The organism is Variovorax sp. UC122_21, assembly GCF_044056785.1.
Lineage (GTDB): Bacteria > Pseudomonadota > Gammaproteobacteria > Burkholderiales > Burkholderiaceae_C > Variovorax.
This window is the reverse complement of sequence record NZ_CP172003.1, coordinates 231,127-256,038: the sequence shown is the minus strand read 5'-3', so window position 1 is coordinate 256,038 and position 24,912 is coordinate 231,127. Positions and strand designations below refer to the sequence as shown.

Sequence of the window (24,912 nt, the reverse complement as noted above, 5' to 3'; positions counted from 1 at the left end):
ATGAGATTTCTGCTCTGGCTGGCGCTCGCGGCGCTGTCTGTGGGCTGTGCCCATGCGCCGCCGCCGGTCGTGCCCGAGGCTGCGCCGCAGTCCGCGGATGCGGCACAGGCCGACTGGTGGGCCGGCTTCGGCGATGCCGGCCTGCAGGCCGCGGTCGCGGCCGTGCAGGCGCGCAACCTCGACCTGGCGGCCGCCTCGGCGCGTGCGCGCCAGGCCGAGGCCCAGGCCCGCATCGACGGTGCACTGCTGTGGCCCGCGGTCACGGCCTCGCTGGGCGCGCGCCGCGACGACCGGCTCGGTGGCAACGCCATGGTGGCGGGCGCCAGTCACGCGAATCGGCCTCGCGGCCAGCTACGAGGTCGACCTCTGGGGCCGGCAGCGCGCGACGCAGCGCGGCGCGCTCGAGGACCTGCGCGCCAGCCGCTTCGACCTCGCCGCGCTGCGCATCGGTGCCAGCGCCGGCGTCGCCTCGGCCTGGCTGCGGGCCGCGGGGCTGCAGGAACGCGTGGCGATCGCGGGGCTCAACCAGCGCGATGCCGAACGGCTGCTCGCGCTGATCGAGGCGCGCCACCTCGCCGGCGCGGCCACGCCGCTCGAGCTCGAGCAGCAGCGCGGCATCGTCGCGGCGCAGCGGCGCACCGCCGATGCCCTGCGCCAGGCCGAGGCCGACAGCCGGGTCGAACTCGCGGCCTGGCTCGGCGAGCGCGAACCGGCCGCGCCGCTCGCGCCCGGCAGCCTCGAGCGCCTGCGGCCGCCGCGCGTCGACGCGGGCCTGCGCAGCGAGCTGCTGCTGCGTCGCCCCGACATCGCGCGCGCCGAGGCCCGGCTGGCCGCGGCCGATGCGCGCGTGGAGGCGGCGCGCGCGGCGATGTTTCCGAGCCTCGTGCTGACGGCCGCGCTCGGCAGCGCCGACGGCCGCCTGCGCGGCCTCTTCGACAACCCGGTCTACGGCATCGGTGCCGCGCTGGCCGCGCCGATCTTCGACGCGGGCCGGCTCGCGGCCGGGCGCGATCTCGCCCGGGCGCGCCGCGAGGAGCTGCTCGCGAACTACCGCGCCGCCATCGTCAACGCCTTCGCCGACACGCAGACCGCGCTGCACGCGGTCGAGGGCCTCGAGGCGCAGATCGCCTCGCAGGCCGGCGAACTCGCCGCGGCCGTGCGCTCGCGCGTGCTCGCCGAGACGCGCTACCGCGCCGGGGCCGAGAGCCTGATCACCCTGCTCGATGCGCAGCGCACGCTCCATGCGGCGCAGGACCACGCGGCGCAGCTGCGCATGGCGCGGCTGCAGGCGAGCGTGGGGCTGTACCGGGCCCTGGGCGGCGGCTGGCGCGCGGGGGACTGAGAGAATGCGGCCAAGCCTCCACCCACCCGCTCCATGGCACGCCGCATCGATCCCTACAGCATCCGCCTCTTCGTCGCGGCCGCGCAGGCGGGCTCGATCGCGCGCGCGGCCGAGCGCGAACACATCGCGGCCTCCGCGCTGGGCCGGCGCATCACCGACCTCGAGCACGCCTTCGGCACCGCGCTGCTGGTGCGCTCGCCGCGCGGCATCGCGCTCACCGACGCCGGCCGGCTGGTGCTCACGCGCGGCATCAAGATCGACGAGGACCTCGAGGCGCTGGCGCGCGAGGTCCAGAGCGAGGGCGGCGAGCTGCGCGGCACGGTGCGGCTGTACGCCAACATGTCGGCCGTGGTCGGCTTCCTGCCCGAGCGGCTGCGGCGCTTCATGCAGGCGCATCCGCAGGCGCGCGTGGCGCTGCACGAGCAGGACACGCGCGACGTGCTGCGCGCCTGCCTCGACGATCTCGCCGACGTCGGCGTCGGCGTGGAGCAGGCGGTGCCGGCCGGGCTCGAGGCCTGGCATTTCGCGCACGATCCGCTGCAGGTGGTGGTGCCCGCGGGGCATGCGCTCGCCGCGCTCGACAGCGTCTCCTTCGCCGCCGTGCTGCGCGAGCCGCTGATCGGCGTGCATCAGGGCGGCGCGCTCGACCGCTCGCTGCACGAGCGCGCCGAGGCCGGCGGCGGCCGCTTCTCGCCCACGATGTCGGTCAGCAGCTTCGACGCCGTGTGCCGCATGGTCGAGGCCGGGCTCGGCATCGCGATCATCCCGCGCAGCGCGGCCTCGGCCTTCGCGGGCACCGCGCGCTTCGAGCGCCGCCCGCTCGACGAGCGCTGGGCCGACCGCAAGCTGCAGCTCTACAGCCTGCGCCGCTCGCCGCAGCCGCGCCTGGTGCTCGCGCTGATCGACAGCCTGCGCGGCTGAGCCGGCTGCGGGTTTCACCCGATCACGCGTTTCGCGTGACCCCCTCTGCCGCCTTGGCGCTTCCCGCGCGCAGGCGGCGGCCGCAGCATGCGGCATGCTCCACGACAGACGAGAAGACCCGCCCGGCGACGCGGCGCTGCGCTTCGATCCCCGCATCCTCTTCCTCGGCACCGCGCCCGGCGCCATCGAGGCCGTGCTGCGCGGCGAACGCGGCAGCCTGGCCGCGGCCGGCGCGCTGCGCGACGACGTCTCGACCGACGAGATCACGCCGATCGCGATCCTCACGCACTACGACGAGCAGCTCGGCCGCTTTCCCTACACCGGCCTCGAGGTCGACGGCCGCAGGCCGATCGCGCCCGGCGCCCTCGCCGCTTCGGGCATCGAGGTCGTGGTGGCGGGCGGGCGCTACGGCAAGGGCTCGTCGCGCGAGCACAGCCCCGCGGCCGAGAAGCTGGCCGGCGTGCGGCTGGTGATCGCGCGCAGCTTCGAACGCATCTATCGCCAGAACGCCGACAACATCGGCCTGTTCACCTCCACCGATTTCGGCCTGGTCGAGCGCATCGAGGCCGGCGAAGCGATCGCCCTCGACGAGCTGCTCGCGGGCCGCGACGCGCTGGCCTGCGCCATCCTGCGCAGCGGCGGGCTGCTGCGCTTCGGCGCCTCGCATCTGCGGCAGCCCGAGGCCGCGGCGGCATCGGACACGGAACGCCCGCGCACGCTGTTCGAGAAGATCGTCGAGCGGCATGCGCTCTCGACGCCCGTCACCGGCGGCCGGCCCGCGCCGGGCGACGGCGCCTTCGTGCGCGCCGACCTGCGCTTCATCCACGAGTACTACACCGGCATGGCCGCGCACATGCTGCATGCCGCCTTCGGCCCGCGCCTGGACCTGCACCGGCCCGACAGCATCGTCGTGTTCGAGGACCACACCTCCTACGTGGAGGAAAGCCCGACCCATGTGCGCGGCGGCCTGGTGCCCAACGTGCATCGCATGGTGGAGGCGCAGCGCCGCTTCGCCGCGCAATACGCGCTGCGCAGCCATCGCACGCTGACCGAGCACGAGGCCGCGCGCGACGACGGCTCGAACGTGGCCGGCATCTCGCATGCGATGGTGGCCGAGCGCCATGCGCTGCCGGGCCAGCTGATCGTCGGTACCGATTCGCACACGCCGCACAGCGGCGCGCTCGGCTGCGTGGCCTTCGGCGTCGGCACCACCGACATGGCCAATGCCTTCGTCACCGGCGCCGTGCGGCTCACGATGCCGCGCTCGCTGCGCGTGGAGCTCGCCGGCCGGCTCGCCGAGGGCGTGACGGCCAAGGACCTGGTGCTGCACCTGCTGGCACTGCCCTTCATCCGCGCGGGCGGCGGCGTGGGCATGGTGTTCGAGTTCACCGGCGCCGCGGTGCGGGCTCTGTCGATCGACGAGCGCGCGACGCTCACCAACATGACGGCCGAGCTCGGCGGCTTCACCGGCATCGTCGCGCCCGACGAGGAGACGCTGCGCTTCCTGCGCGAGCGGCGCGGCGTCGCGTTCGAACTCGAGCCCTGGATGCGCAGCGACGAGGGCGCGGTGTACGACCGGACCCTGCATGTCGACTGCGCGGCGGTCGTCGCCATGCTCGCCGCGCCAGGCGATCCCGGCAACGGCTTGCCGCTCGCGGCGCTGGCGGCGCCGATGCGCGTGGACATCGCCTACGGTGGCTCGTGCACCGCCGGCAAGCGCGAGGACTTCGCGCACTACCACGCGGTGCTGCACTGGGCCGCGTCGCGCGGGCTGCGTGTCGCGCCCGGCGTCGAGCTGTTCCTGCAGTTCGGCACCACCGCCGTGCGCGACCACTGCATCGCCGCCGGCTACCTCGAGGCCTTCGAGCGCGTCGGCGCGCGCATCCTGCAGCCCTCGTGTGGCGCCTGCGGCAACTGCGGCCCCGGCGGATCGACGCATGCCGCGCAGGTGACGGTCAGCGCCATCAACCGCAACTTTCCGGGCCGTGGCGGTCCCGGCAGCGTCTGGCTCGCGAGCCCGCCCACGGTGGCCGCGAGCGCGATCGCTGGCGAACTGCTGTCCTTCGCGCAACTGCGCGCGCGGCATGGCGAGGCCTGAGCGCGCCCCCGAAGAATCAAACCCACGGAGACGACCCCCATGACGAGCATCTCGATGAAACGCCGCGCGCTGGCCGCGATGGCGACCGCGTTCACCCTCGCGCCGATCGGCGCCTGGGCCCAGGCCCTGGGCGGCGACAAGCCGCTGCGCATGATCGTGCCGCTCGCCGCGGGCTCGACGGTCGACGCGGTCGCGCGCGCCGTCGCACCCGCGCTGGGCCGCGGCACCGGCCACCCGGTGGTGGTCGAGAACGTCGCCGGCGCGGGCGGCATCCCGGGCACGCAGCAGATCGTGCGCGCGCCCAAGGACGGGCTGACGCTCGGCATGATCTCGTCCAACCACGTCATCAATCCCGGCATCTACAAGTCCATCCCCTTCGACAGCCTGAAGGACATCACGCCGATCGCCGTGCTCGCCACCGTGCCGCTGGTGCTCGTGGTCAACCCGGGCCTGCCGGTGAAGTCGACGAAGGAGCTCCTGGCCCACGCCAAGGCGAAGCCCGGCACCCTGAACTACGGCTCGGCCGGCAACGGCAGCACCTTGCACCTCGCGGCCGAGCTGCTCGTGAGCGAGACCGGCATCGACATGAAGCACGTGCCCTACCGCGGCACCGGCCCGCTGATCACCGACCTGATCGGCGGCCAGGTGAACCTGGCCTTCGTGTCCGTCTCGCAGGTCGCGCCGCAGGTCAAGGCCGGCACGCTGCGCGCAATCGCGGTCAGCACCCGCCAGCGCTCGGCCGCGCTGCCCGAGGTGCCCACGCTCGCCGAGGCCGGCGTGCCCGGCTACGAATTCGATGCCTGGATCGCGCTGGTCGGTCCCGCGGGCCTGCCCAGGCCGGCCGTGGACGCGGCCGCCACTGCCATCCGCGCGGCCATGAAGTCGCCCGAGGCGCAGACCGCCGTCACGGGGCAGGGGCTGGCGCTGCTCGACATCGGGCCCGACGCCGCGCCGGCCTTCTTCCAGTCGGAACTGGCGAAGCACCAGAAGCTCGTCAAGCAGTCGGGCGCGACGCTGGATTGAGGCATGCACGGCAACGACACACATGAGGCCTCCGCGGATGTCGCCGACCGGCTCGGTTCCGATGCCAGGGTCTGCGACCTCGACTTGCGCTCCTTCGGATCGAAGCGCCGTGCCTCGGGCCTCATCGCCTGCCTGCGCGTCCACGAGGACGCCGGGCTGGTCCGGGACCTGCTCGCGACCGCGGGTGAGGGCCGCATCCTGGTCGTCGATGGCGGCGGCACCTGCCGCATGGCGCTGCTCGGCGAACGGCTCGCGCGCATCGGCCTCGCCAACGGCTGGGCCGGTGTCGTGATCCATGGTGCCGTGCGCGATGCCGAAGAGCTGGTTGCGCTGCCGCTGGCCGTGCTCGCGATCGGCACCACGCCGCGGCGCGCGCAAGCCTGGTCGGCGCGGGCGAGCGCGACGTGGTGCTGACCTTCGGCGGTATCGATTTCCGGCCCGGCGATCGGCTGTGGCTCGATGCGGACGGGGTGGTCGTGTCCGCGGCCTGAGGCCTTCTGTCGGCGCAGGCCGACGCCCCGAAGGGCAAATGGACGAATCGTGCCACCGCGCATTGGGTGCGCAATGGCTTGAGGGGGTGAGAACTCCCGCCACCCGTTGCCCACCATGGTCGATCTTCCATCAGGTCAGGACCACTCGAGCGGCCCGTCGCCCGACGAACTCTCGAGACGGGTGAGGGGCGACCAGCTCCTGTCGGTGCAGCGCAGCGTGCGCGCCGTCGTGCCTTCGGGTATGGCCGTGGGCTGCGTGACCGCCGGCGTCGCGCTCTACGCCTCGGTGCACTGGGTCGGGCCGGCTGCCTGGCTGATGTTGGTCGTGCTGTCGAACGCCTACCGCGCCTATGTCTGCCGCTCGCTGCGCGCGGTCGAACGGGCCGTGGCCGGCATGGACGAGCGCGAACTCGCCCGGCGCTTTCGCAAGATCACCGTGTCGTCCTTCCTCTCGGGCTGCGTATGGGCGCTGCTGCCCTTGTTCTGCGACAGCGAGAACCCGTCGGAGACGCTGTTCTTCATGACCATCGTCTGCGGCGTCTGCGCCGGCTCCGTGATCTTCAGCGCGGCCTATGCGCCGGTGCCGATCTTCTTCGTGACGCCCGCGCTGGCCGCGGTCACCGCCTGGCTGCTCCATGCCGGCGGCTTCCATCACGACGCGCTCGCGGCGATGGTTTTCGTCTACCTGTGCACGCTGGTCTATGCCTCGCGGCGCGGCGAGCGCGCGTTCCGCGCCAGCAGCCGGCTCAAGAACGAGGCGCTGTTCATGGCGGCCGAGCTGCAGCGCACCCATGCCGAGTCCACGCGCGCGACGCGCGAGCTGGACTTCCGCGCCGACCACGATTCGCTGACCGGCCTGCTCAACCGCGAGGGCTTCGCGAAGGCCGCCTCGCGCTTCGAGGCGGCGCAGGCCGATGCGACGCCGCATGCCGCGCTGATGCTGGACCTCGACGGCTTCAAGGCCATCAACGATGCCTTCGGCCACAAGACCGGCGACCGCGTGCTCAAGGACGTCGGCCAGTGGTTGCAGCAGCGGCTCGCGCGCCATGACGCCGTGGTCGGCCGCTGGGGCGGCGACGAGTTCGCGGTCTTCTATCGCCCGCGCGGCGCGGCCGACGCGCCCGAGCACGTCGCGCAGGGACTCATCGACTCGATCGCCCATGCCACCTCGCACTACGGCGGCCAGCTCGGCGTGAGCGTCGGCATCTGCACCAGCCTCGACCGTTCGGCCGAGGAGATGCTGGCCTTCTCCGACGAGGCGCTCTACGAGGCCAAGCGGCGCGGGCGCAACCGCTGCCACCGCTTCGACGAGGTGCTGCACGACCGCCTGCTGCGCCGGCGCGACATCGAGCGCGACATGGTCGAGGCCATGGCCACGCGCGCCATCTGCGCCTGGTACCAGCCCATCCTCGCCGACCGCGGGCGGCGCCTGCACAGCCTCGAGGCCGTGCTGCGCTGGCGGCATCCGAAGCACGGCTGGGTCGCGCCCGGCGAGGTCATCTTCGCGGCCGCGAGCACCGGGCTCGCCGAGCGCCTGCTGCGCCATATCCTCGAGGAGGTCTGCCATGGCCTGGTGCAACTCAGTGGCATCGGCGGCGCATTCGCCGAGCTGCCGGTGGCCATGAACGTGTCGCCGCGCGAGATGTCGCAGCTGCCGGTCGATGTCATCACCGCCGAGGTGCTCGCCGCGCACGGTCTGCCGCCGCAGCGCCTGCAGATCGAGATCACCGAGGAGGTCGCGCTCGACACCTCCACCGCGCGCGCCCGGCTGCGCGCGCTGGCCGAGTCCGGCGTCGCGGTGTCGATCGACGATTTCGGCGTCGGCTATTCCTCGCTGGCCTCGCTGCGCGGCGAGCACGTGCGCCAGGTGAAGATCGATCGCAGCTTCGTGTTCGGCCTCGATTCCTCGCCCGCCAGCTGCCTGATGGTGGAGGCGGTGGTGCGGCTGGGACGCTCGATGGACATCGAGGTGGTGGCCGAGGGCGTCGAGAGCCAGGAGGAGTTCGAGACGCTCGCGCGGCTGGGGTGCCCGCTGCTGCAGGGCTTCTATTTCATGCGGCCGGCGCCGTTGGGGCAGGTGGTGGCGTGGGCGGAGCGGCGAAACGCGGTCGTGGCGCAGCCCTGAAGGACGATTGCGGTCCCCGACGCCGTCAGCGCCACCGATTCGGCGGCCGCGGCAAACCCAGGTGCTCGCGCAGGGTGCTCCCGTCGTAGGCGCTGCGGAACAGCCCGCGCCGCTGCAGCTCGGGCACCACGTGGCCGGCGAACTCCGCATAGCCTTGCGCGAGGAACGGCGCCATCAGCGTGATGCCGTCGCAGGCTTCGGTGCGCAACCAGTGTTCGAGGTCGTCGGCGATCGTCTGCGTGCTGCCCACCAGCACGCGGTGCTTGTTGCCGACGGCCAGGCGCTGCGCGGTCTGCCGCAGCGTCAGGCCGTTGGCGACCGCGAACTGCGTGATCTCCTTCTGGTGCCCGACCGAGAACCTCGCGGGCGCCACGTCGGTGGGGAACGGGCTGTCCAGCGGATGGCCATGCAGATCCAGCATCAAGTTCTCGACGGCCACGGCGATGGGAAACAGCGACGCGATCTGCTCGAACTTCTCGGTCGCCAGGGCATCGGTCTCGCCCCGAGACGATGCTGCAGCCCGGCATGATTTTCAGGCTGTGGGGATTGCGGCCAGCCGCTGCCACGCGTTCCTTGAGGTCGGCGTAGAACGCGCGGCCCGATTCGATCGACAGGCAATTGCAGAAGACGAGGTCCGCGGTCTGCGCCGCGAAGTCGCGGCCAGCCTGCGATGCGCCGGCCTGCGCGATGACCGGGTGGCCCTGCACGGGACGCGCGATGCGCAGCGGTCCGCGCACGCCGGGGTAGTAGCGGCCGTCGTGCTCGAGCCGATGGATGCGCGCGAGGTCGGCATACAGGCCGCTCGCCTTGTCGCCGAGGATGGCGTCGTCCTCGAAGCCGTCCCACAGGCCCCTGACGACCTCGACGAACTCCGCCGCGCGCGCATAGCTGTCGTCCTCGGACTTGTCGGCCGGCAGTCCCAGCTGTCGCGAGGACGGGCCATAGGTGGTCACCAGGTTCCATCCGGCGCGCCCGCCGCTCAGGTGGTCGAGCGAGGCGACCTGGCGGGCGAGCAGGGCGGGCGGGTAGTCGCTCACGCTTGCGGTATAGATCAGGCCCACGCGCTGCGTGCGCGCGGCAATGGCGGTCAACAGCGTCAATGGCTCGAACAGGCTCACCGACGCCATGCGCTCGACCACTGCGTCGGGCGCTTCGGGAAAGGTCGCGCTGTCGGCGACGAACACGGTGTCGAACAGCGCCCGCTCGGCGATCTGCGCGCATTCCACGTACTGCGCCAGATTGAAGGCGAAATCCGAAGGCAGCGCGGGATGGCGCCAGGATTGCGAGGTGAATCCCGGCATGATGAAAGCCGCGATCCGAAGCTGCCGGCTGGGCGCGTTCATCGTTTCACTTGCCGAGCCAGACGTTCTTCAGCGCCGCCTGCGATGCATCGGCATCGTCCGAGAGACCGCGCACTCGCTGGTTGCGCACGGTGAAGTGCTTCTCCTCGTACAGGGCCATGGCCGGAAGGTCGCGTTGCGCGATGCGCTGGAAATCCTTGAAGGCAGCTTGGCGCTGCGCCTGCGCCGGGGCATAGCGGATCTTCTCGATCACCGCGTCGATCTCGGGATTCGCATAGCCCGAGGCGTTCTGCCACGGCGTGCCCTTGCTGATGGCCTGGGACCAGAACTGGCGCAGGCCGCCGAGCTGCGGATCGATGTACGGCGCCCAGCGCGTCGTGTGGATGTCGAAGTCGTAGTCGGTATAGACGCGCTTCAGGTAGCTCGCGAGGTCCTGGTTGCGCACTTCGACCTGGATGCCGACACGCTTGAGGTTCTGCTTGATGTACTCGGCGTGCCGACCGAAGTTCTGGTTGAACGGCGCGTAGTCGATGTGGATCGCGAAACGCACGCCGTCGGCCTTGCGCGGGTAGCCGGCCTGGTCGAGCAGCTGGTTGGCCAGGGCCGGGTCGAACGGATACTGCGGCACGTCCTGCGTCGTGTAGAAGGGCTTGAGCGTCGAGGGGATCGCGCTGGTGGATGGCGTGCCGAGGCCGTACCAGACGGTTTTCGTCAGCCCCGGCCGATCGATCGCATGGGCGATGGCATGGCGGACCTCGGGCTTGGACAGCGCCTCGTGGCGAAGGTTGAATTCCAGTACCAGGTAGTTCGATTGCCAGGTGTAGCCCTGGTACTCCACGCGTAGAGCAGGCGATGCGCGCAGCCGGTCGAGGTCGGCCAGCGGCACGCTGTCCCAGGGCACATAGTCGACCTCCCCGGCCTCCAGCGCGGCCACGCGCGCGGCCGCATCGGGAATGATGCGGAACACGATGCCGTCGAGATAGGGCTTGCCGGCGTCCCAGTAGCTGTCGTTGCGCACCAGCTCGATGGATCGGCCCGGTCGCCATTCCTTGAACCGGAACGGGCCGGTGCCCACGGGCTTGAGGTTGAGCGGGTTGTTCAGGACATCGGTGCCTTCGTACAGGTGGCGCGGCAGCACGGGGGAGCCCTGCGCATTGAGGAAGTTGAGCACCACCAGCGACGGCCGCTTGAAGCGGAAGACGGCGGTATGGTCGTCGGGCGTCTGCACGTCCTCGAGGTCGGCGAAGATGTTGCGGCCGATCGGATGGACCTTCTTCCAGACCTCGAGGGCCGAGTAGCGGACATCGGCCGAGGTGAAGGGTTTGCCGTCGTGCCAGGTCACGCCCTGGCGCAGATCGAAGCGCAGCGTGAGCGCATCGGGCGAAACCTGCCAGCGCGTAGCCAGGCCGGGCTTGGCCTGGTGGTTCCTGTCGTAGCTCAGCAGCCCTTCCAGCACGTTGGTGGCGACGACGCCATTGACGTAGGAGTTGTTGTAGCCGGGGTTCAAGGTCACGGGCTCGGGCTGGACCACCGCGCGCAGTACGCCGCCGCGCAGCGGGGACGACGCGCCGTCCGCCAGCGCGTGACTGCTCGCGGTCTGCGCGAAGGAGGCCAGGGACACAGGAAGCAGCGACCCGAGGGCAAGAAGGGTCGCGGCGCGACGGCGCGAGGGCAGGAATCGGTTCATGACGGCAGGAGAGGGCGGTCGCAAACTTTAGTGGCACCCCCGCCGGTGCATAGCGCGTTATGCGCAGATGGATATGCGCTGCGCTGCTGAGTGAATCTTCCTGCCGCTCAACCCGCCACCGTCATCAGCGCCACGAGCTCGCGCACATCCTCCAGTTCGTCGAGTCGGCGCAGCGCCACGGCCAGCGCTTCGGCGCGCGACGGCGGCATCGGCGGCACGGCCGAGGCGCAGCAGGCCATGAACTTGGCGTGCTGGTCCGCGGCCGGCAGCGGTCGGCCGGGGCTGCCGAGAAAGTGCGGCACTTCGAGGCGCAGCATGCGGCCATCCTTGAGCACCACCTCGACCGCCTGCGGCCCCAGGGCATTCGGGTTCGGATTGCCGTCGTCCACCACCTCGATCCGGCGCGCCAGTTCGAAGGTGGCTGCGTCGTCCAGCGCGGCCGGGTCGAAGTCCTCGATGCCGACGCGGCCCTTGCGCAGGGCCGTCGCGACCACGTAGCCCATGCTGAGCTTGGCGCTGGCCGAGTCCATGCCGCGACGGGCCGGCCGGCCCACGAGGCGCGCGATCAGCGCCGAGGCATGCACGCGCACGGCCTCCACGTCGCCCGCCGCGAAGCCGTGCGCGGCCATGAGGTCGACGACCGCATCGACGCCGGCATGGGTGGCGCGGCCGGTGGGATAGGGCTTGTGGCTCATGCGCTCGATCTGGAACACCTGGCCGACGTCGGCCGCTACCTCGCTCCAGCGAGCCTGGCCGAAGTCGTAGAGCGCGAAGTAGCCGAACGGCCCCTCGAGGATGTCGCGCGGACCCGGGAAGCCCGCGCGTGCGAGTTCGAAGGCGGTGACGGCCGCGCGGGCATTGAGGCCGACCTGCAGGCCGACGGCCGGCGAGCCCTCGCTGTGCGCCTGCATGGTGCCCGACAGGTGGCTGTAGGCGAGGCCGAGCGCGTCGTGCAGGGTCTCTGCGTCCATGCCGGCCAGCTTGCACAGGGTGGCCGTGGCGCCGAGGCCGCCGCACATGGCGGGGCGGAAGAAACGCATCGGCGCGCGCTGGGCCAGGGCGATGTAGATCGCCACGTCGAGCCCCAGCGCCACGGCCGCGATCAGGGCCTTGCCCGAAACGCCGCCCTCGCGCTGCGCGAAGCCGAGCGCGGCCGGCACGATGCAGGCGAAGGCATGGACCACGGCGATGTCGTGCACCGCGTCGAACTCCTGATTGAACACCTGGTAGGCGTTGAGCATCGCGGCCGACGGAAAAGGCAGCTTCTCGCCGCTGCCCCAGACCGTGACCGCGTCGGCGTCGCCCAGCGCGCGCGCCGCCTGCCGCAGCGCCGGCATGCGTGGATGCCGGGAGCCCGAGATGCCGACGCCGACGGTGTCGAGAATGAACATCCGCGCGGCGGCCACCGCCGCGGGCGGCAGGGTGTCGAAGTCGTGCGCGCGCACGTGGGTGATGAGGGTGTCGATGGCGTTCATTGGGGCATCGGGAAGAAGGGGGCGTCGCCGGGCCGGGCGACGAGCGCGGCCGGCGCGGGAACCTGCGCGGCGTACCAGTCGTGGATGGCGCTGCCGGTCACCACCCGCACCATCGGGTGCGCGAGCAACAGGTCGAGCATGGCCTCGAAGTCGCCGAAGCGATGGGGAACGCCCATCAGGTGCGGGTGCAGGCCGATCGCCAGCACCCGGGGCTGGCCGTGGCGGGCCGCCTCGCGCGCGAACACGTCCAGCGTGCGCTCGAGCCGCAGCTTCATCTCTGGCGACGAATGCTTCTCGACCGCGTAGATCACCGAGTCGTTGACTTCCAGCATGTAGGGCTGGGCCATGAGCGGCCGGTGCGCGGTGCGCATCCAGCAGGGCAGGTCGTCCAGGCACCAGTCGAGCACGTGGTCGACGCCGGCGGCGGCGAGGATGTCGGGCGTGTCGGCTGCCTCGCGCAGGCCCGGCGAGAGCCAGCCGCGCGGCCGGGTGCCGGTGAAGGCGGCGATGCGCTCGAGCGACCGGCGCACCGCTTCCGCCTGCGCGTGGGCGTCGAGTTGCGCGAGCGACTGCTGCTGCACCCCATGGCCGATGAATTCCCAGCCGGCCTCCAGCATGGCCAGCGCGGCACCCGGGTGCGAATCGATCACCGAGGCGTTGAGGCTCGCCGAGGCCCGCAGCCCGCGGTCGCGCAGGGCCTCGATCATGCGCGGCAGGCCGCAGCGCAGCCCGTACTCGGCCCAGGCGAAGTTCGGCACGTCGGGCACGGTCTCCTTGCCGTGCGGCGGCGTCAGCAGCGTGCGCGGCATCGGGCGGTCGAAGGGCCAGTGCTCCACGTTCACGACGATGTGAACGAGGATGTGGCCGCCGTCGAGCGGCTGCAGCGGCGTGCGTTCGGAGGACAGCTGGAAGGGAATGCGTGGATTGCTCATGGCTGGGGCCTTTCCATGGTGGCGGTCATCGGTTCACCGCCCTTCGAAACGGGGCGCGCGCCGCTCGGCGAAGGCCGCCTGGCCCTCGGCATAGTCGCGGCTCTCGAAGCACTGCCGCACGAGCGCATCGATCGCTTCGCGTGCCGGCCCGGCGGACGCGTCCAGCGCGGCGAGGATCGCGGCCTTCGCGGCACGCAGGGACAGCGGCGCATTCTGCGCGATCAGTGCCACGCGCGAAGCCACCTCGGCATCGAACGCGTCGGCCGCGATGCTGTCGTTGACCAGGCCGAGGCGCATCGCCTCGGGGGCCTCGATGCTGCGCGCGGTGTAGAACAGGTCGAAGGTGGTGGGCGCGCCCAGCAGCGTCACCAGCCGCTGCATGCCTTCGTAGGCATAGCCCAGGCCGATGCGCGCGGCCGGCATCCGGAAGCGCGCCCGTGCCGAGGCGAAGCGCAGGTCGCAGGCGGCGGCGATGCCGATGCCGCCGCCCATGCAGATGCCCTGGATGCGGGCCACCGTCGGCTTGGGGCATCGGGCGAGTGCCCGTTGCGCCGTGGTCACGGCCTGGTCGTAGGCCGCGACGGCGTCGGCGCCGCTGCGCTGCTGGGCGAATTCGCCGATGTCGGCACCCGAGACGAAAGCGGCATCGCCTTCGCCGGTGACCACGAGCACGCGCACGCGGTCGTCCTGCGCCAGCGATGTCACCGCGTCGCCCAGCTGCCGCCACATGGCCAGCGTCATCGCGTTGTGCTTGCTCGCGTGGCTGATCACGAGCGTGCCGATGCCCGCGGCGGTCTCGGTCCGGATGTGTCCGCTGCTCATACGGCCGCCTTCGCCTGCAGGCGCTCGATGTCCGAGGCCGTGTAGCCGATCTCGGCCAGCATCTCGGTCGTGTGCTCGCCCCAGGCCGGCGCCGCATGCGCGATGCGCGCCGGCGTGCGCGCCAGCGTGATGGGCTGCGACACCAGCCGGTAGCGCCGGCCGTTGCCGGCCTGCACCTCCTGCGCGATGCCGAGGTGATGCACCTGGGCATCCTCGAAGACTTGCGGGATCGAGTAGACCGGGCCCGCGGGCACGCCGGCCTGGTTCAGCAGCTCGACCCATTGCTGGACCGTGCGCTCCCTGAACAGCGCGGCCAGGGCGTCGTTGAGCGCGCCGCGGTGTTCGACGCGCAGCTTCTCGGTGGCGTACTCGGGTGCGTCCTTCAGGTGCGGGACCTGCAGGCATTCGCACAGCCGCAGCCAGTTGCCTTCGCCCGAGGCGCCGAGGTTGAACACGCCGTCGCGCGCCTGGAACAGGCCCATCGGGCTGCTCGTCGGATGGTCGTTGCCGGCCTGGGCCGGTACGTCGCCGTCGTTCAGGTAGCGCGCGGCCTGGAAGTCCATCAGCGCGACCTGCGTGTGCAGCAGCGAGCCGTGCACCCACTGGCCCTGGCCCGAACGCTCGCGCTCGAGCAGCGCGATCAGGATGCCGGTGGCCGCGTAGATGCCGGTGCCCGAGTCGGCCACCGCGAGGCCGGCGCGAACGGGACCCTGGGCCGGGAAGCCCGTGACCGACATCAGTCCGCCCATGCCCTGGATGATCTGGTCGAAGCCCGGTCGCCAGGCATAGGGTCCGTCCTGGCCGAAGCCCGAGATGCTCGCGAGGATGATGCGCGGATTGACCGCGCGCAGCGCCTCGTAGTCGACACCCAGCCGCGCCTTGACGTCGGGGCGCCAGTTCTCCACCACCACGTCGGCCGTTTCCACCAGCCGCATGAAGGCCTCGAGGCCCTCGGGCTTCTTGAGGTTCAGCGTCATCGATCGCTTGTTGCGGTTGAGGTTCTGAAAGTCGCCGCCCCAGCGGTCGGCCGCGAACATCGCCTCGTTCGGATCGACGCCCGCGGGTGGCTCGATGCGGATCACGTCGGCACCGAAGTCCGCGAGGATGCGCACGCAGGTGGGGCCCGCGCGCACGCGGGACAGGTCGAGCACCCTGAAGCGCGCGAGGGCAGGAGAGGCGTTGATCTTGGGCATGGTTCTTTCCGTGGAAGTCAATGAAGAAGGGGGCTCGCGGTGGCGGCGAACTGGTGGCCGAAGGCCAGCAGCCCGGCCTCGTTGCCGGGCGCGGCGAGGGCCTGGATGCAGACCGGCCGGCCGCGCGCGTCGGTGCCGACCGGGAACGACAGCGCGGGCAGCCCGAGGTAGTTCGCGAAGGCGTGGTAGCGGTGCAGCGCCACCAGTTCGCGCGGGTCGAAGCCGTCGGCGGTGGTGGTCACGGCCCGCGCATCGGGCACGCCGCGCGGCAGCGAGGGCAGCAGCAGCACGTCGGCCTGCGCCAGGTGCGCGGCGACGAAGGCATCGCGCCAGGCCGCGCGTGCCTCGCGGGCGTGCCGGTACCAGGCGGCCGGCACGGCCCAGCCCGGCAGCACGATGGCCTGCGTGATCGGGGCCAGGGAGTCGAGCGCGTGCCGCGCGCTGTGCGCATGCGTGAGCGCGGCCTCCACGTGCAGCACGACCTGGGCGAGGCACGAGAGCGGCTCGAGCCCCCGCAGCGCGATGCGGCGCCACGCCACGGCGCGCGAGGTGGCGCGCGACTCGAACCGGCCCAACCGGTGCGCGACGTCGTCCCGCAGATCGGGCTGGTCCAGCGCGGAGGCGACGCGCCACGGCCGGTGGCGCGACAGTGCCTGCTCGATGCCTTCCGGGCTGGCGAGGCATTGCGCGAGCGGGGCCTCGTCGGGCTGCAGTGCAGCGAACACGTGCGCGGCGTCCGAGACCGAACGCGCGATCACCCCGACGGTGTCGAGCGAGGGCGCCAGCGGCGACACGCCGCGCGCATCGATCGCGCCGGGGCCGGGCTTGAACCCGACCACGCCGCAGGTCGAGGCGGGAATGCGCACCGACCCCGCGGTGTCCGTGCCCAGCGAGGCGCGGCACAGGCCGGCCGCCACCGCAACGGCCGAGCCGCTCGACGAGCCGCCGACGGCCGCGGCCGGGTCGAGCGGGTTCAGCGGCGCGACGAAGTGCGGGTTCTCCGCGGTGGCACCGCAGGCGAACTCGGCCATGGCCAGCGCGCCGAGGTAGCTCGCGCCCTGCGCGGCCAGGCGCTGCAACGCGGCCGAGGCGGCGGCAGTTGTCGCGCCGGCCTGGCTGCCCGAGGGCCGGCCCTGTCCCGCGGCGCGCAGGCCGGTGTGGAACACGTCCTTGTGCGCCATCGCAATGCCGGACAGCGGCGCTCGTGCGACCGGCTGGCTGGCGTGCGCATGCTCGACCACGCAGCGGTGCAGGGCCGCACCGCGACCGAAGGCCTCGCGCTGCAGGTCCAGCGCCTCGTCGACGGTGCGGCGGCCCGTGGCGATCGCGCGGCGCAGTTCGGCGATGGAGGGGATCGCGGCCTCACTCATGCACGGGCTCCGCGCGAAGCTCGTCGAGCGACGCCGCCATGCCACCCGCGGCGAGTCCGCCCGCCATCGGCGCGAGTCGCGACAGCGTGCGCGCCGCGCGCAGCGCGAGTCCGGGGTCGACATGGATGCCGTGCAATTGCAGGCTCAGTGCGACCCATGCGGTCCATGGCTCGAGGGCGGGGTCGGTCAAGGCGGTCTCCTGGCAGGTGGCCCATGCTCGGGGCGGGTAAACTGGAAAGATGGATACGGTCTATAAATATATTTATAGCTCACAAATGTGTTTTGTTCAATCGTTGTTTCCAACGTCGTTGGAAGGGAGCCCGTCTCATGAAGACTGCTGAACGCATACGGCTCGCGGTGGAGGAGTCCATCCGCGACGGCACGCTGCTGCCCGGCGATGCGGTGGACGAGCAGGAACTGATGAAGGCCTACGAGGTCTCGCGCACGCCGGTGCGCGAGGCACTGCTGCAGCTGCAGGCCCAGGGCCTGGTGGAAAGCCTGCCGCGCGGCGGCATGGTGGTCGCGAAGATGGACATGACCCAGCTGCTGGCGATGTGGGAACTGCTGGCCGAGCTCGAGGGCCTGTGCGTGCGACTGGCCTGCGAGCGCATGACGGCGGAGGAACGCCTCGAGCTCGCGCGCTCGCACGAACGCGCGGCCGCCACCGTGAAGAAGGAGGACGTGAAGGCCTGGCAGGAGCACAACCGGCGCTTCCACGAGGCGCTCTACCAGGGTGCGCGCAATCCCTATCTGCGCCAGGAGATCCTGCGCATGCGCTCGCAGACCGGTGCCTATCGGCGCCACGCCTTCGCCGCGTTCGGCCGGCTCAGGTCCTCATGGGAGCAGCACGCGAAGCTGCTCGAGGCGATTCAGCAGCGCGATGCCAGGGCGGCCGCCGAGTTGATGGTCGCGCACATGAGCCCGGGCCAGGGATCGACCAACTTCGCGTCGTTCATGGCGGCGCTGCCGAAGGAGCTGCTGAATTGAGCGGCGGCAGCCGCTGCTTGAGGAAGGCGACGAACGCGTGCACCTTGCGCATCAGGTGCTCGCGCGTCGGATAGACCGCGAACAGGCGGCGCGGCGGCGCAACCCAGTCCTCGAGCGCGGCCTGCAGGCGGCCATCGGCGAGTGCCTCCTGCACCATCACGGTAGGCACCAGGCCCAGGCCGACCCCGCGCTGCATCGCATCGATCAGCAGCAGGCTGTTGTCGGCGCGAAAGCTGCCCTTCACGCGCACGCGCATGGGGCCGCCGGGCCCGTCGAATGCCCATTCGCCGACGTCGTCGCCCAGCAGGTACTGCAGGCAGTCGTGCGTCGACAGCTCGGCGGGCGTCGCGGGCCGGCCATGGCGTTCCCAGTAGGCCGGTGCCGCGCACACGACGCGCGACAGGTCCATCAGCGGCACCGCGACCAGGCTCGAGTCCTCGAGGCGCGCCTGGCCGCGCAGCGCCACGTCGACGCCCTCGCGCACCAGATCGACCGGCCGGTCGTTCAGTCGCATCTCGAGCTCGATGCCCGGGTGCTGCGCCTGGAACGCGTGCAGATGCACATGCAGGTGCGAGAGCGTGAGCGAGACCGGCGCCGCCACGACCAGCCGGCCCGTCAGCCCGCGGCTCGCCGAGCGCACGTCGCTCAGCGTGCGCTCGGTGTCCTCGAGCATGCGCTGGCAGAAGCCATAGAAGCGCTCGCCCGCTTCCGTGAGCTGCATGCTGCGCGTGGTGCGCGCGAGCAGGCGGCAGTCGGTCCAGGTCTCCAGCGACTGGATGGCCTTGGTCACGACCGAGTTCGAGAGGTTGAGCGAGCGTGCGCCGGCGGCGAGGCTGCCCTGCTCGACGACCCGGCAAAAGTACTGCATGGCGGCATAGCGGTCCATGGCGCCGAGCGTAGCAGCCGCCGGGCGCGGCGCGCGATCCGTGCCGGCCTCAGCGCCGCAGCGGCATGGCGATCGGGCGGATCGGCGCGGCGTCGCCCCCGCGCAGCTTGAGCGAGGCACCGATGAACGCGAACTCGTAGACGCGGTCCCTGGCGAGTGCCTCCAGGTTGACCAGCTCGATGATCGGCGTGCCCTGCTGCGCGAGCAGGTAGGTGTGGACCGGCACGTAGTTGTCGTCGGCGTCGGGCGGGAAGGTCTCGAAGCTCAGGTTGTCGGCGCCCACGACCATGGCGCCGCCCGATTCCACGAGGAAGCGCGCGGCATCCACGCTCATGCCCGGCGGCGAATCCATGTAGGCGTCGGCCTTCTCGTAGAGCTTCATGCGGCCGGTGCGGATCAGCACCACGTCGCCGGTCTCCAGCTTCACGCGCTGCCGCTCGAGCGCCTGCTGCAGGTCGGCCCGCGTGACGCGATAGCCCGGCGCGAGCATCTCCACGCCCTTGGCGGTGGCCACGTCGATCAGCACGCCGCGCGCGACGATCGGCGGGATGGTCTCCGCGCCGGTCTTCTTCCAGCCGCGGTCGCCGAGGTGCTCGCGTGCGTCGAAGCCGTTCCAGATCTTGCCGTCGAGGCCGAAGTGGTTGAGCGCATCGATGTGCGTGCCCATGTGGGTGTACATGGAGATCGCGGCGCCGGTGTAGCTCACGTGCTTGTTCTGCGTGTGGCCGACCCCCATCGGATCGTCGACCACGGTGCCGTGCGGCGTGTGCGTCATCCAGATCTGGTAGCGCGGATCGCCCAGGCCGTGCCAGCTCGGCATGCCGACGAAGTACTCCACCGACAGGTCGTACACGCGCGAGCCCTCCGCGCGCGACAGGATGCCGGCCTGCGTCGCCGCGGTCATGAGGTTCAGCCGGCCGCGCTCGTCGTTCGGTCCCCAGGGGCTCTTGCCCACCACGGGCCCCGCCAGGGCGAGGGTCGCGCCCAGCGCGCCCCACAGTGACGCCGCGGCGCCGATCTTGCGTATCCATCGAGACATTGAAAGTCGCTCCATTTCGTTCGGTTCGGTGTGCCGGTACGCATCTCTCGCGTGGCCGGAACCGGACCTTAGGGGCAAGCGCACGGCGCGGAAACCGCCTGTGCGGCAATGGTCCTTTCTCGATTCGAGAACGATGAAAGCGGTGAAATGAGAGGTGGGGATGGGTGGGGAGGGGTAACTACCAGTGCACGATTGGATGTCTATAAATATATTTATAAACATCGTGCGTACAAAATGGCGCACGCCCGATTTCTGTCATTGAAGGAAAAGGAAACTGTCGTGGACGCTACCTCTGTCTCATCCCTCGCGCGGCCGCCGGCCGGCGACCAAGCCCTCTCGGGCCATGACCGCATGCACCGCAAGATCGCGTGGCGGCTGGTGCCTTTCCTGGTCTTCCTGTTCCTGCTGGCGTGGATCGATCGCGTCAACGTGGGCTTCGCGAAACTCCAGATGCTGCAGGACCTGCAGTTCAGCGAAGCGGTCTACGGACTGGGCGCGGGCATCTTCTTCATCGGCTACTTCCTGTTCGAGGTGCCGAGCAACCTGCTGCTGCAGAGGATCGGCGCGCGCAAGACGCTCGCGCGCATCACGATCCTCTGGGGCCTGACCTCGATGGCGATGATCTACGTGGAGACGCCGACCTCCTTCTACGTGCTGCGCTTCCTGCTCGGCGCCTTCGAGGCCGGCTTCTTCCCGGGCGTGATGCTCTACCTCACGTACTGGGTGCCGGCGCATCGCCGCGGCAAGATCAACGGCTTCTTCATGACCTCGTTCGCCATCGCGGGCGTGATCGGCGGCCCGCTCGCGGGCTGGATCATGAGCGGCATGGACGGGGTCGCGCCGCTGCGCAGCTGGCAGTGGCTCTTCCTGCTCGAGGGCATTCCCTCGGTGCTCGCGGGCTTCGCGGTGCTCGCCTGGCTGCCCGATCGGCCGCAGTCGGCACGCTGGCTGACCGAGGCCGAGAAGGCCGCGCTCGCTGCCGAGCTGCAGAAGGAGAACGTCGATGCCGCCAAGCAGTCGAGCTTCGCGCTGGCGCTGCGCAACCCGGCGCTGTGGCTGTGCACCGCGGCCTATTTCTGCATCGTGAGCGGCAACGCCACCATCGCGTTCTGGACGCCCTCGATCGTCAAGGAGCTCGGCGTGAAGGGCACCTTGAACATCGGCCTGCTGTCGGCGGTTCCGTTCATCCTCGGCACGGTCGCGATGGTGCTCAACGGCATGCACTCGGACGCCTCGGGCGAGCGCCGGCGGCACTGCGCCTTCGCGACGCTGGTCGCGGGCATCGGCCTCGTGGCGACCGGCCTGCTCATCGATCGCCCGGTGCTCGCCATGGCCGCGCTGAGCTTCGCGACCATCGGCATCCTGGCGGCCTTTCCCGTCTTCTGGTCGATCCCGGCCTCCTTCCTGACGGGCACCGCCGCGGCGGGCGGCATTGCCTTCATCAACTCGGTCGGCAATCTGGCGGGTTTCGCGGCGCCCTTCACGATGGGCTGGTTCAAGACCTCCACGGGCAGCGTGGCCACCGGTCTCTACGCTGTCGCGGGACTCGAGATCGTCGCGACGCTGGTGCTGCTCTACGCGATGCGCAACCGGGCGCGCTAGGACCGCGGCACTCCGGAAACGGTGGCACCGCCCGGCCACCGGGTGCGCGCGCGCGAAAACGGCCTGCCCGCCGACGCGGCAAGGGCCGCGGCGCCCCTACGATACCGGCCTGGAAGGCGGATCGAGGGATACGCCCAGCACGCGGACGCACTCATGAAGAACGGCGAGACATACGGCGGACCTGGCACCGCACTGCAGCACGGAGGACATTTCCACCCGGACGGCACGTTCGCCGCCGGGCTCCTGCGCGACCACGACTGGACGCGCTCGACGCTCGGCCCGCCGCAGGGCTGGAGCGGCCCGCTGCGCCAGGCGGTGTCGCTGATGCTCGATTCCGCCCTGCCGATGTGGCTGGCCTGGGGCGAGGAGCTGGGCATGGTCTACAACGAGCTGTACGCCCGGGTGCTCGGCGGCAAACACCCGGCAGCCCTGGGCGCGCCGCTGGCCGAGGTCTGGTCCGAGATCTGGCCCGATGTGGGACCGCTGATCGACACGGCACTGGCGGGCAGCCCGGTCCGTCGCGAGGACCTGCCGCTGGTCGTGAACCGCGACGGGCACGACGAACAGACCTGGTTCACCTTCTCCTATGCGCCGCTGCGCGACGAGCAGGGCGCCGTGCGCGGCCTGCTGTGCACCGTCTGGGAGACCACCGCCCAGGTGCTGGCCCGGCGCCGGCTCGCCGACAAGGAGGACGAGGCCACGCGGCGCCAGGCGCAGCGCAGGGAGACCGAGGAGCGCTACCGGCTCGCGGTGCTGGCCACCAACGACGCGGTCTGGGACTGGCGCCTGTCCGACGGCCACGTGGTCTGGAACCAGGCGCTGACCACGCTGTTCGGCCACACGGAAGAAGAGACCAGTGCCGACTGGTGGCTCGGCCACATCCATCCCGAGGACCGCGAGCGCGTCGAGACCGGCATCCATGCGGTGATCGACGGTGGCGGGACGGCCTGGACGCAGGAGTACCGCTTCCTGCGCAAGGACGGCAGCTATGCCGCGGTGTTCGACCGCGGCACGGTGCTGCGCGACGCGCAGGGCCAACCGTTGCGCATGATCGGCGCCATGCTCGACCTGACCGAGCGCAAGGCGGCCGAACTCGCGCTGCGCGAGAGCCACCGGCAGTTCCGCACCCTGTTCGAGACCATCGACGAGGGCTTCTGCGTCATCGAATTCCTCGACGGGCCGCACGGCCCGATGAGCGACTACATCCACGTCACGGCCAACCCGGCCTACCTGGCCAATGCGGGCATCGCCGACGTGGTGGGCCAGCGGGTGCGCGAGATGGTGCCCGACGAGGCCGACGGCTGGGTCGAGATCTACCGCCGCGTGCTGCTCACGGGCGAGCCGGTGCGCTTCGAGCGCGAGCTGGTGCGCACCGGCCGGTTCCTGGAGCTCGCGGCCTTCCGCGTCGAGCCGCCCGAACGCCGCCAGGTCGCGGTGCTGTTCCAGGACGTGACCCAGCGCCACCGCGCCGAGCGCGCGCTGCTCGAGCTCAACGACTCGCTCGAGCACCGCGTGGCCGAGGAGGTCGCGCAGCGGCTCAAGACCGAGGAGGCGCTGCGCCAGGCGCAGAAGATGGAGGCGGTGGGCCAGCTCACCGGCGGCATCGCGCACGACTTCAACAACATGCTCGCGGTGGTGATCGGCTCGCTCGACCTGCTGGGCCGCCAGCTCGCGGCCGACGACACGCGCGCCCGGCGCTATGTCGAGGCCGCGCGCGACGGCGCGAAGCGCGCCGCGCTGCTGACGCAACGGCTGCTCGCCTTCTCGCGCCAGCAGCCGCTGCGCCCCGAATCCCTGGACGCCAACCGGCTGGTGGCGGGCATGTCGGACCTGCTGCGCCGCTCGCTCAGCGGCGCGATCCAGCTCGAGACCGTGCTGGCCGGCGGCCTGTGGCGCACGCACGCCGACCCCAACCAGCTCGAGAACGTGATCCTCAACCTCGCGGTCAACGGGCGCGACGCCATGCCCGATGGCGGGCGGCTCACCATCGAGACCGCCAACACCCACCTCGACGAGCGCTATGCCGTCGAGCACCTCGGTCTCTCGGCCGGGCAGTACGTGATGATCGCCGTCAGCGACACCGGCGCGGGCATGGCCGCCGAAGTGGTCGCCAAGGCCTTCGATCCCTTCTTCACCACCAAGGAGGTGGGCCGCGGCACGGGGCTGGGCCTGAGCCAGGTCTACGGCTTCGTCAAGCAGTCGGGCGGCCACGTGAAGATCTATTCGGAGGTCGGCGAGGGCACGGCCGTGAAGGTCTACCTGCCGCGCCTGCTCGGTGCGCCCGCCGAGGACGAGAAGGCCGAGGCCGCCCCCGACACGCCGCTGGGCGGCACCGAGGAGCTGATCCTCGTGGTGGAGGACGAGCCCGCGGTGCGGCAGCTGACGGTCGCGGCGCTCACCGAGCTCGGCTACCGCGTGCTGCAGGCCGATGGCGCCGTGGCGGCGCTGAAGCTCATCGATGCCCATCCCGAGATCCAGCTGCTGTTCACCGACGTGGTGATGCCCGAGACCAACGGCCGCAAGCTGGCCGACGAGGCGCTGCGGCGGCGGCCCGAACTCAAGGTGCTGTTCACCACCGGCTACACGCGCAACGCGGTGGTCCACAACGGCGTGCTCGACGCGGGCGTGCACCTGATCGGCAAGCCCTTCACGATCGAGGAACTGGCGGTGCGGGTGCGCGAGGTGCTCGACGCGTCCTAGGACGCGGCGATCAGGGCAGCCGCAGCGCCTCGCTGTCGGCGAAGGCCCGGGCGAGATAGTCCATCACCGCGCGCACCGTGGCCGAGCGCTTGAGCTCGCGGTGCGTGACCAGCCAGATCGCATGCTCGAAGGGCTCGCCGCCGGGCTCGAGCTTCACCAGTGCGGGCTCCGCGTCGCCGAGGAAGCAGGGCAGGCCCGCGACGCCGGCGCCGGCACGCGCGGCAACGAGCTGGCTGCTGATGTCGCCGAGTTCGCAGCTCACCGGGCGCTCGCCCGCGTTGCCGAGCAGCCAGCGCTGCTGGGGCATGTCGGCGAAGCGGTCGTCGTAGGCGATGAAGGTCCAGCGCGCGGGCTCCGCGAGGGCGGGGTAGTCGCGGCCCGCATAGAGCGCGAAGGGAATGCGGCCGACGCGGCGCGCGATGTTGTTCGGTTCGCTGGGCCGCACGTGGCGCAGCGCGAGGTCCGCCTCGCCGCGGCTCAGCGAGACCTGCTGGGCCTCGGAGCGCACCGACAGCTGGATGTCCGGGTAGACCGCATGGAAGTCCGCCATGCGCGCGGCGAGGAAGTGCGTGGCCAGCACCGGCGAGGCGCTCAACGTCACCTTGCCGCGCAGCGACACCTGCCGCGCCTGGCTGCGCCGCGCGATGGCGAAGGAGGCGCTCTCCATCGCCTTGGCCTGCTCGAAGACCTCGAGGCCCGCGGCCGTCAGCCGACAGGCGCGCGGCAGCCGCTCCACCAGCGGCAATCCCAGCTCGGCCTCGAGCGCCGCCAGCCGGCGGCTCACCGTCGCATGGTCGACACCCAGCGAACGCGCGGCGCCCGACAGCGTGCCGGCGCGGCCGACGGCCAGGAAATGGCGCAGGTTCTCCCAGTCGAACATGGTGTTCTCTATCTGTGCGTTTTCTCGCAGTGAGTCCG

At 71.3% G+C, this 24,912-nt stretch carries 19 protein-coding genes and 2 pseudogenes; 9 read left to right on the top strand and 12 right to left on the bottom strand.

Annotated elements, in window-relative coordinates; all coding sequences use genetic code 11:
* Nucleotides 1–298 precede the first annotated feature (298 nt).
* The 6 genes and pseudogenes from ACHMXE_RS01280 (at nucleotide 299) to ACHMXE_RS01255 (ending at nucleotide 8,000) form a co-directional block, all read left to right on the top strand.
* The gene (locus tag ACHMXE_RS01280; protein ID WP_395346394.1) at nucleotides 299–1,342 is read left to right on the top strand and encodes an efflux transporter outer membrane subunit; all 1,044 of its coding nucleotides are present in this window, start codon (nucleotides 299–301) and stop codon (nucleotides 1,340–1,342) included.
* 33 nt (nucleotides 1,343–1,375) lie between these two features.
* Entirely contained in the window at nucleotides 1,376–2,263 is an 888-nt protein-coding gene (locus ACHMXE_RS01275) for a LysR family transcriptional regulator (RefSeq protein WP_395346393.1), read from the top strand.
* Between the two features lie 94 nt (nucleotides 2,264–2,357).
* Entirely contained in the window at nucleotides 2,358–4,361 is a 2,004-nt protein-coding gene (locus tag ACHMXE_RS01270; protein WP_395346392.1) for an aconitase family protein, read from the top strand.
* 39 nt (nucleotides 4,362–4,400) lie between these two features.
* Nucleotides 4,401–5,384 (top strand): Bug family tripartite tricarboxylate transporter substrate binding protein, encoded by a 984-nt coding sequence (locus ACHMXE_RS01265; RefSeq protein ID WP_395346390.1) that lies wholly within the window; start codon nucleotides 4,401–4,403, stop codon nucleotides 5,382–5,384.
* A 3-nt stretch (nucleotides 5,385–5,387) separates the two neighbouring features.
* Nucleotides 5,388–5,875: pseudogene (rraA, locus tag ACHMXE_RS01260) on the top strand (ribonuclease E activity regulator RraA).
* Nucleotides 5,876–5,990: 115 nt separating this feature from the next.
* Complete coding sequence (locus ACHMXE_RS01255; protein ID WP_395347391.1) at nucleotides 5,991–8,000, top strand: putative bifunctional diguanylate cyclase/phosphodiesterase; 2,010 nt, start codon at nucleotides 5,991–5,993, stop codon at nucleotides 7,998–8,000.
* A 25-nt stretch (nucleotides 8,001–8,025) separates the two neighbouring features.
* On the opposite strand, the gene ACHMXE_RS01250 is transcribed toward ACHMXE_RS01255, so the two are convergent.
* From ACHMXE_RS01250 to ACHMXE_RS01210, 9 genes and pseudogenes are all read right to left on the bottom strand, one after another.
* Complete coding sequence (locus ACHMXE_RS01250) at nucleotides 8,026–8,421, bottom strand: hypothetical protein (RefSeq protein WP_395347465.1); 396 nt, start codon at nucleotides 8,419–8,421, stop codon at nucleotides 8,026–8,028.
* A gap of 103 nt (nucleotides 8,422–8,524) precedes the next feature.
* Nucleotides 8,525–9,301: pseudogene (locus ACHMXE_RS01245) on the bottom strand (NtaA/DmoA family FMN-dependent monooxygenase); the annotation flags it as partial.
* Nucleotides 9,302–9,347: 46 nt separating this feature from the next.
* On the bottom strand, nucleotides 9,348–10,922 hold the full coding sequence (locus ACHMXE_RS01240) for an ABC transporter substrate-binding protein (RefSeq protein ID WP_395346389.1): 1,575 nt from the start codon (nucleotides 10,920–10,922) through the stop codon (nucleotides 9,348–9,350).
* Nucleotides 10,923–11,095: 173 nt separating this feature from the next.
* Nucleotides 11,096–12,463 (bottom strand): MmgE/PrpD family protein, encoded by a 1,368-nt coding sequence (locus ACHMXE_RS01235; RefSeq protein WP_395346387.1) that lies wholly within the window; start codon nucleotides 12,461–12,463, stop codon nucleotides 11,096–11,098.
* The gene (locus ACHMXE_RS01230) at nucleotides 12,460–13,395 is read right to left on the bottom strand and encodes a polysaccharide deacetylase family protein (RefSeq protein WP_395346386.1); all 936 of its coding nucleotides are present in this window, start codon (nucleotides 13,393–13,395) and stop codon (nucleotides 12,460–12,462) included. The genes ACHMXE_RS01235 and ACHMXE_RS01230 overlap by 4 nt, the downstream gene beginning before the upstream one ends.
* Before the next feature lie 33 nt (nucleotides 13,396–13,428).
* On the bottom strand, nucleotides 13,429–14,217 hold the full coding sequence (locus ACHMXE_RS01225; RefSeq protein ID WP_395346385.1) for an enoyl-CoA hydratase: 789 nt from the start codon (nucleotides 14,215–14,217) through the stop codon (nucleotides 13,429–13,431).
* A complete protein-coding gene (locus ACHMXE_RS01220; RefSeq protein WP_203207118.1) occupies nucleotides 14,214–15,410 on the bottom strand; it encodes a CaiB/BaiF CoA-transferase family protein in 1,197 nt (398 codons plus the stop codon). The genes ACHMXE_RS01225 and ACHMXE_RS01220 overlap by 4 nt, the downstream gene beginning before the upstream one ends.
* Nucleotides 15,411–15,427: 17 nt before the next feature.
* Nucleotides 15,428–16,780 (bottom strand): amidase, encoded by a 1,353-nt coding sequence (locus tag ACHMXE_RS01215; protein ID WP_395346384.1) that lies wholly within the window; start codon nucleotides 16,778–16,780, stop codon nucleotides 15,428–15,430.
* Nucleotides 16,773–16,970, bottom strand: a complete 198-nt coding sequence (locus ACHMXE_RS01210) for a hypothetical protein (RefSeq protein ID WP_395346383.1) — start codon at nucleotides 16,968–16,970, stop codon at nucleotides 16,773–16,775. Before ACHMXE_RS01210 ends, ACHMXE_RS01215 begins: the two co-directional genes overlap by 8 nt.
* Nucleotides 16,971–17,107: 137 nt before the next feature.
* Between ACHMXE_RS01210 and ACHMXE_RS01205 the strand changes: the two genes are divergently transcribed.
* Nucleotides 17,108–17,767, top strand: a complete 660-nt coding sequence (locus tag ACHMXE_RS01205; RefSeq protein WP_203207121.1) for a GntR family transcriptional regulator — start codon at nucleotides 17,108–17,110, stop codon at nucleotides 17,765–17,767.
* Here ACHMXE_RS01205 and ACHMXE_RS01200 read toward each other — a convergent pair.
* Both ACHMXE_RS01200 and ACHMXE_RS01195 read right to left on the bottom strand, forming a co-directional pair.
* Nucleotides 17,733–18,653 carry a LysR family transcriptional regulator gene (locus tag ACHMXE_RS01200; protein WP_203207122.1) on the bottom strand — a complete coding sequence of 307 codons (921 nt, stop codon included), beginning with the start codon at nucleotides 18,651–18,653 and terminating at the stop codon, nucleotides 17,733–17,735. The genes ACHMXE_RS01205 and ACHMXE_RS01200 overlap by 35 nt on opposite strands.
* A 49-nt stretch (nucleotides 18,654–18,702) precedes the next feature.
* Nucleotides 18,703–19,692 carry a cyclase family protein gene (locus tag ACHMXE_RS01195; RefSeq protein WP_395346381.1) on the bottom strand — a complete coding sequence of 330 codons (990 nt, stop codon included), beginning with the start codon at nucleotides 19,690–19,692 and terminating at the stop codon, nucleotides 18,703–18,705.
* 351 nt (nucleotides 19,693–20,043) lie between these two features.
* On the opposite strand from ACHMXE_RS01195, the gene ACHMXE_RS01190 reads away from it, so the two are divergent.
* Complete coding sequence (locus tag ACHMXE_RS01190) at nucleotides 20,044–21,294, top strand: MFS transporter (RefSeq protein WP_203208527.1); 1,251 nt, start codon at nucleotides 20,044–20,046, stop codon at nucleotides 21,292–21,294.
* 153 nt (nucleotides 21,295–21,447) lie between these two features.
* On the top strand, nucleotides 21,448–23,994 hold the full coding sequence (locus ACHMXE_RS01185) for a PAS domain S-box protein (RefSeq protein ID WP_395346379.1): 2,547 nt from the start codon (nucleotides 21,448–21,450) through the stop codon (nucleotides 23,992–23,994).
* Nucleotides 23,995–24,004: 10 nt separating this feature from the next.
* Here ACHMXE_RS01185 and ACHMXE_RS01180 read toward each other — a convergent pair whose 3' ends face one another.
* Nucleotides 24,005–24,874: a LysR family transcriptional regulator gene (locus tag ACHMXE_RS01180; protein WP_395346378.1), complete on the bottom strand. Its 870-nt coding sequence runs from the start codon at nucleotides 24,872–24,874 to the stop codon at nucleotides 24,005–24,007.
* Between the last annotated feature and the right edge of the window lie 38 nt (nucleotides 24,875–24,912).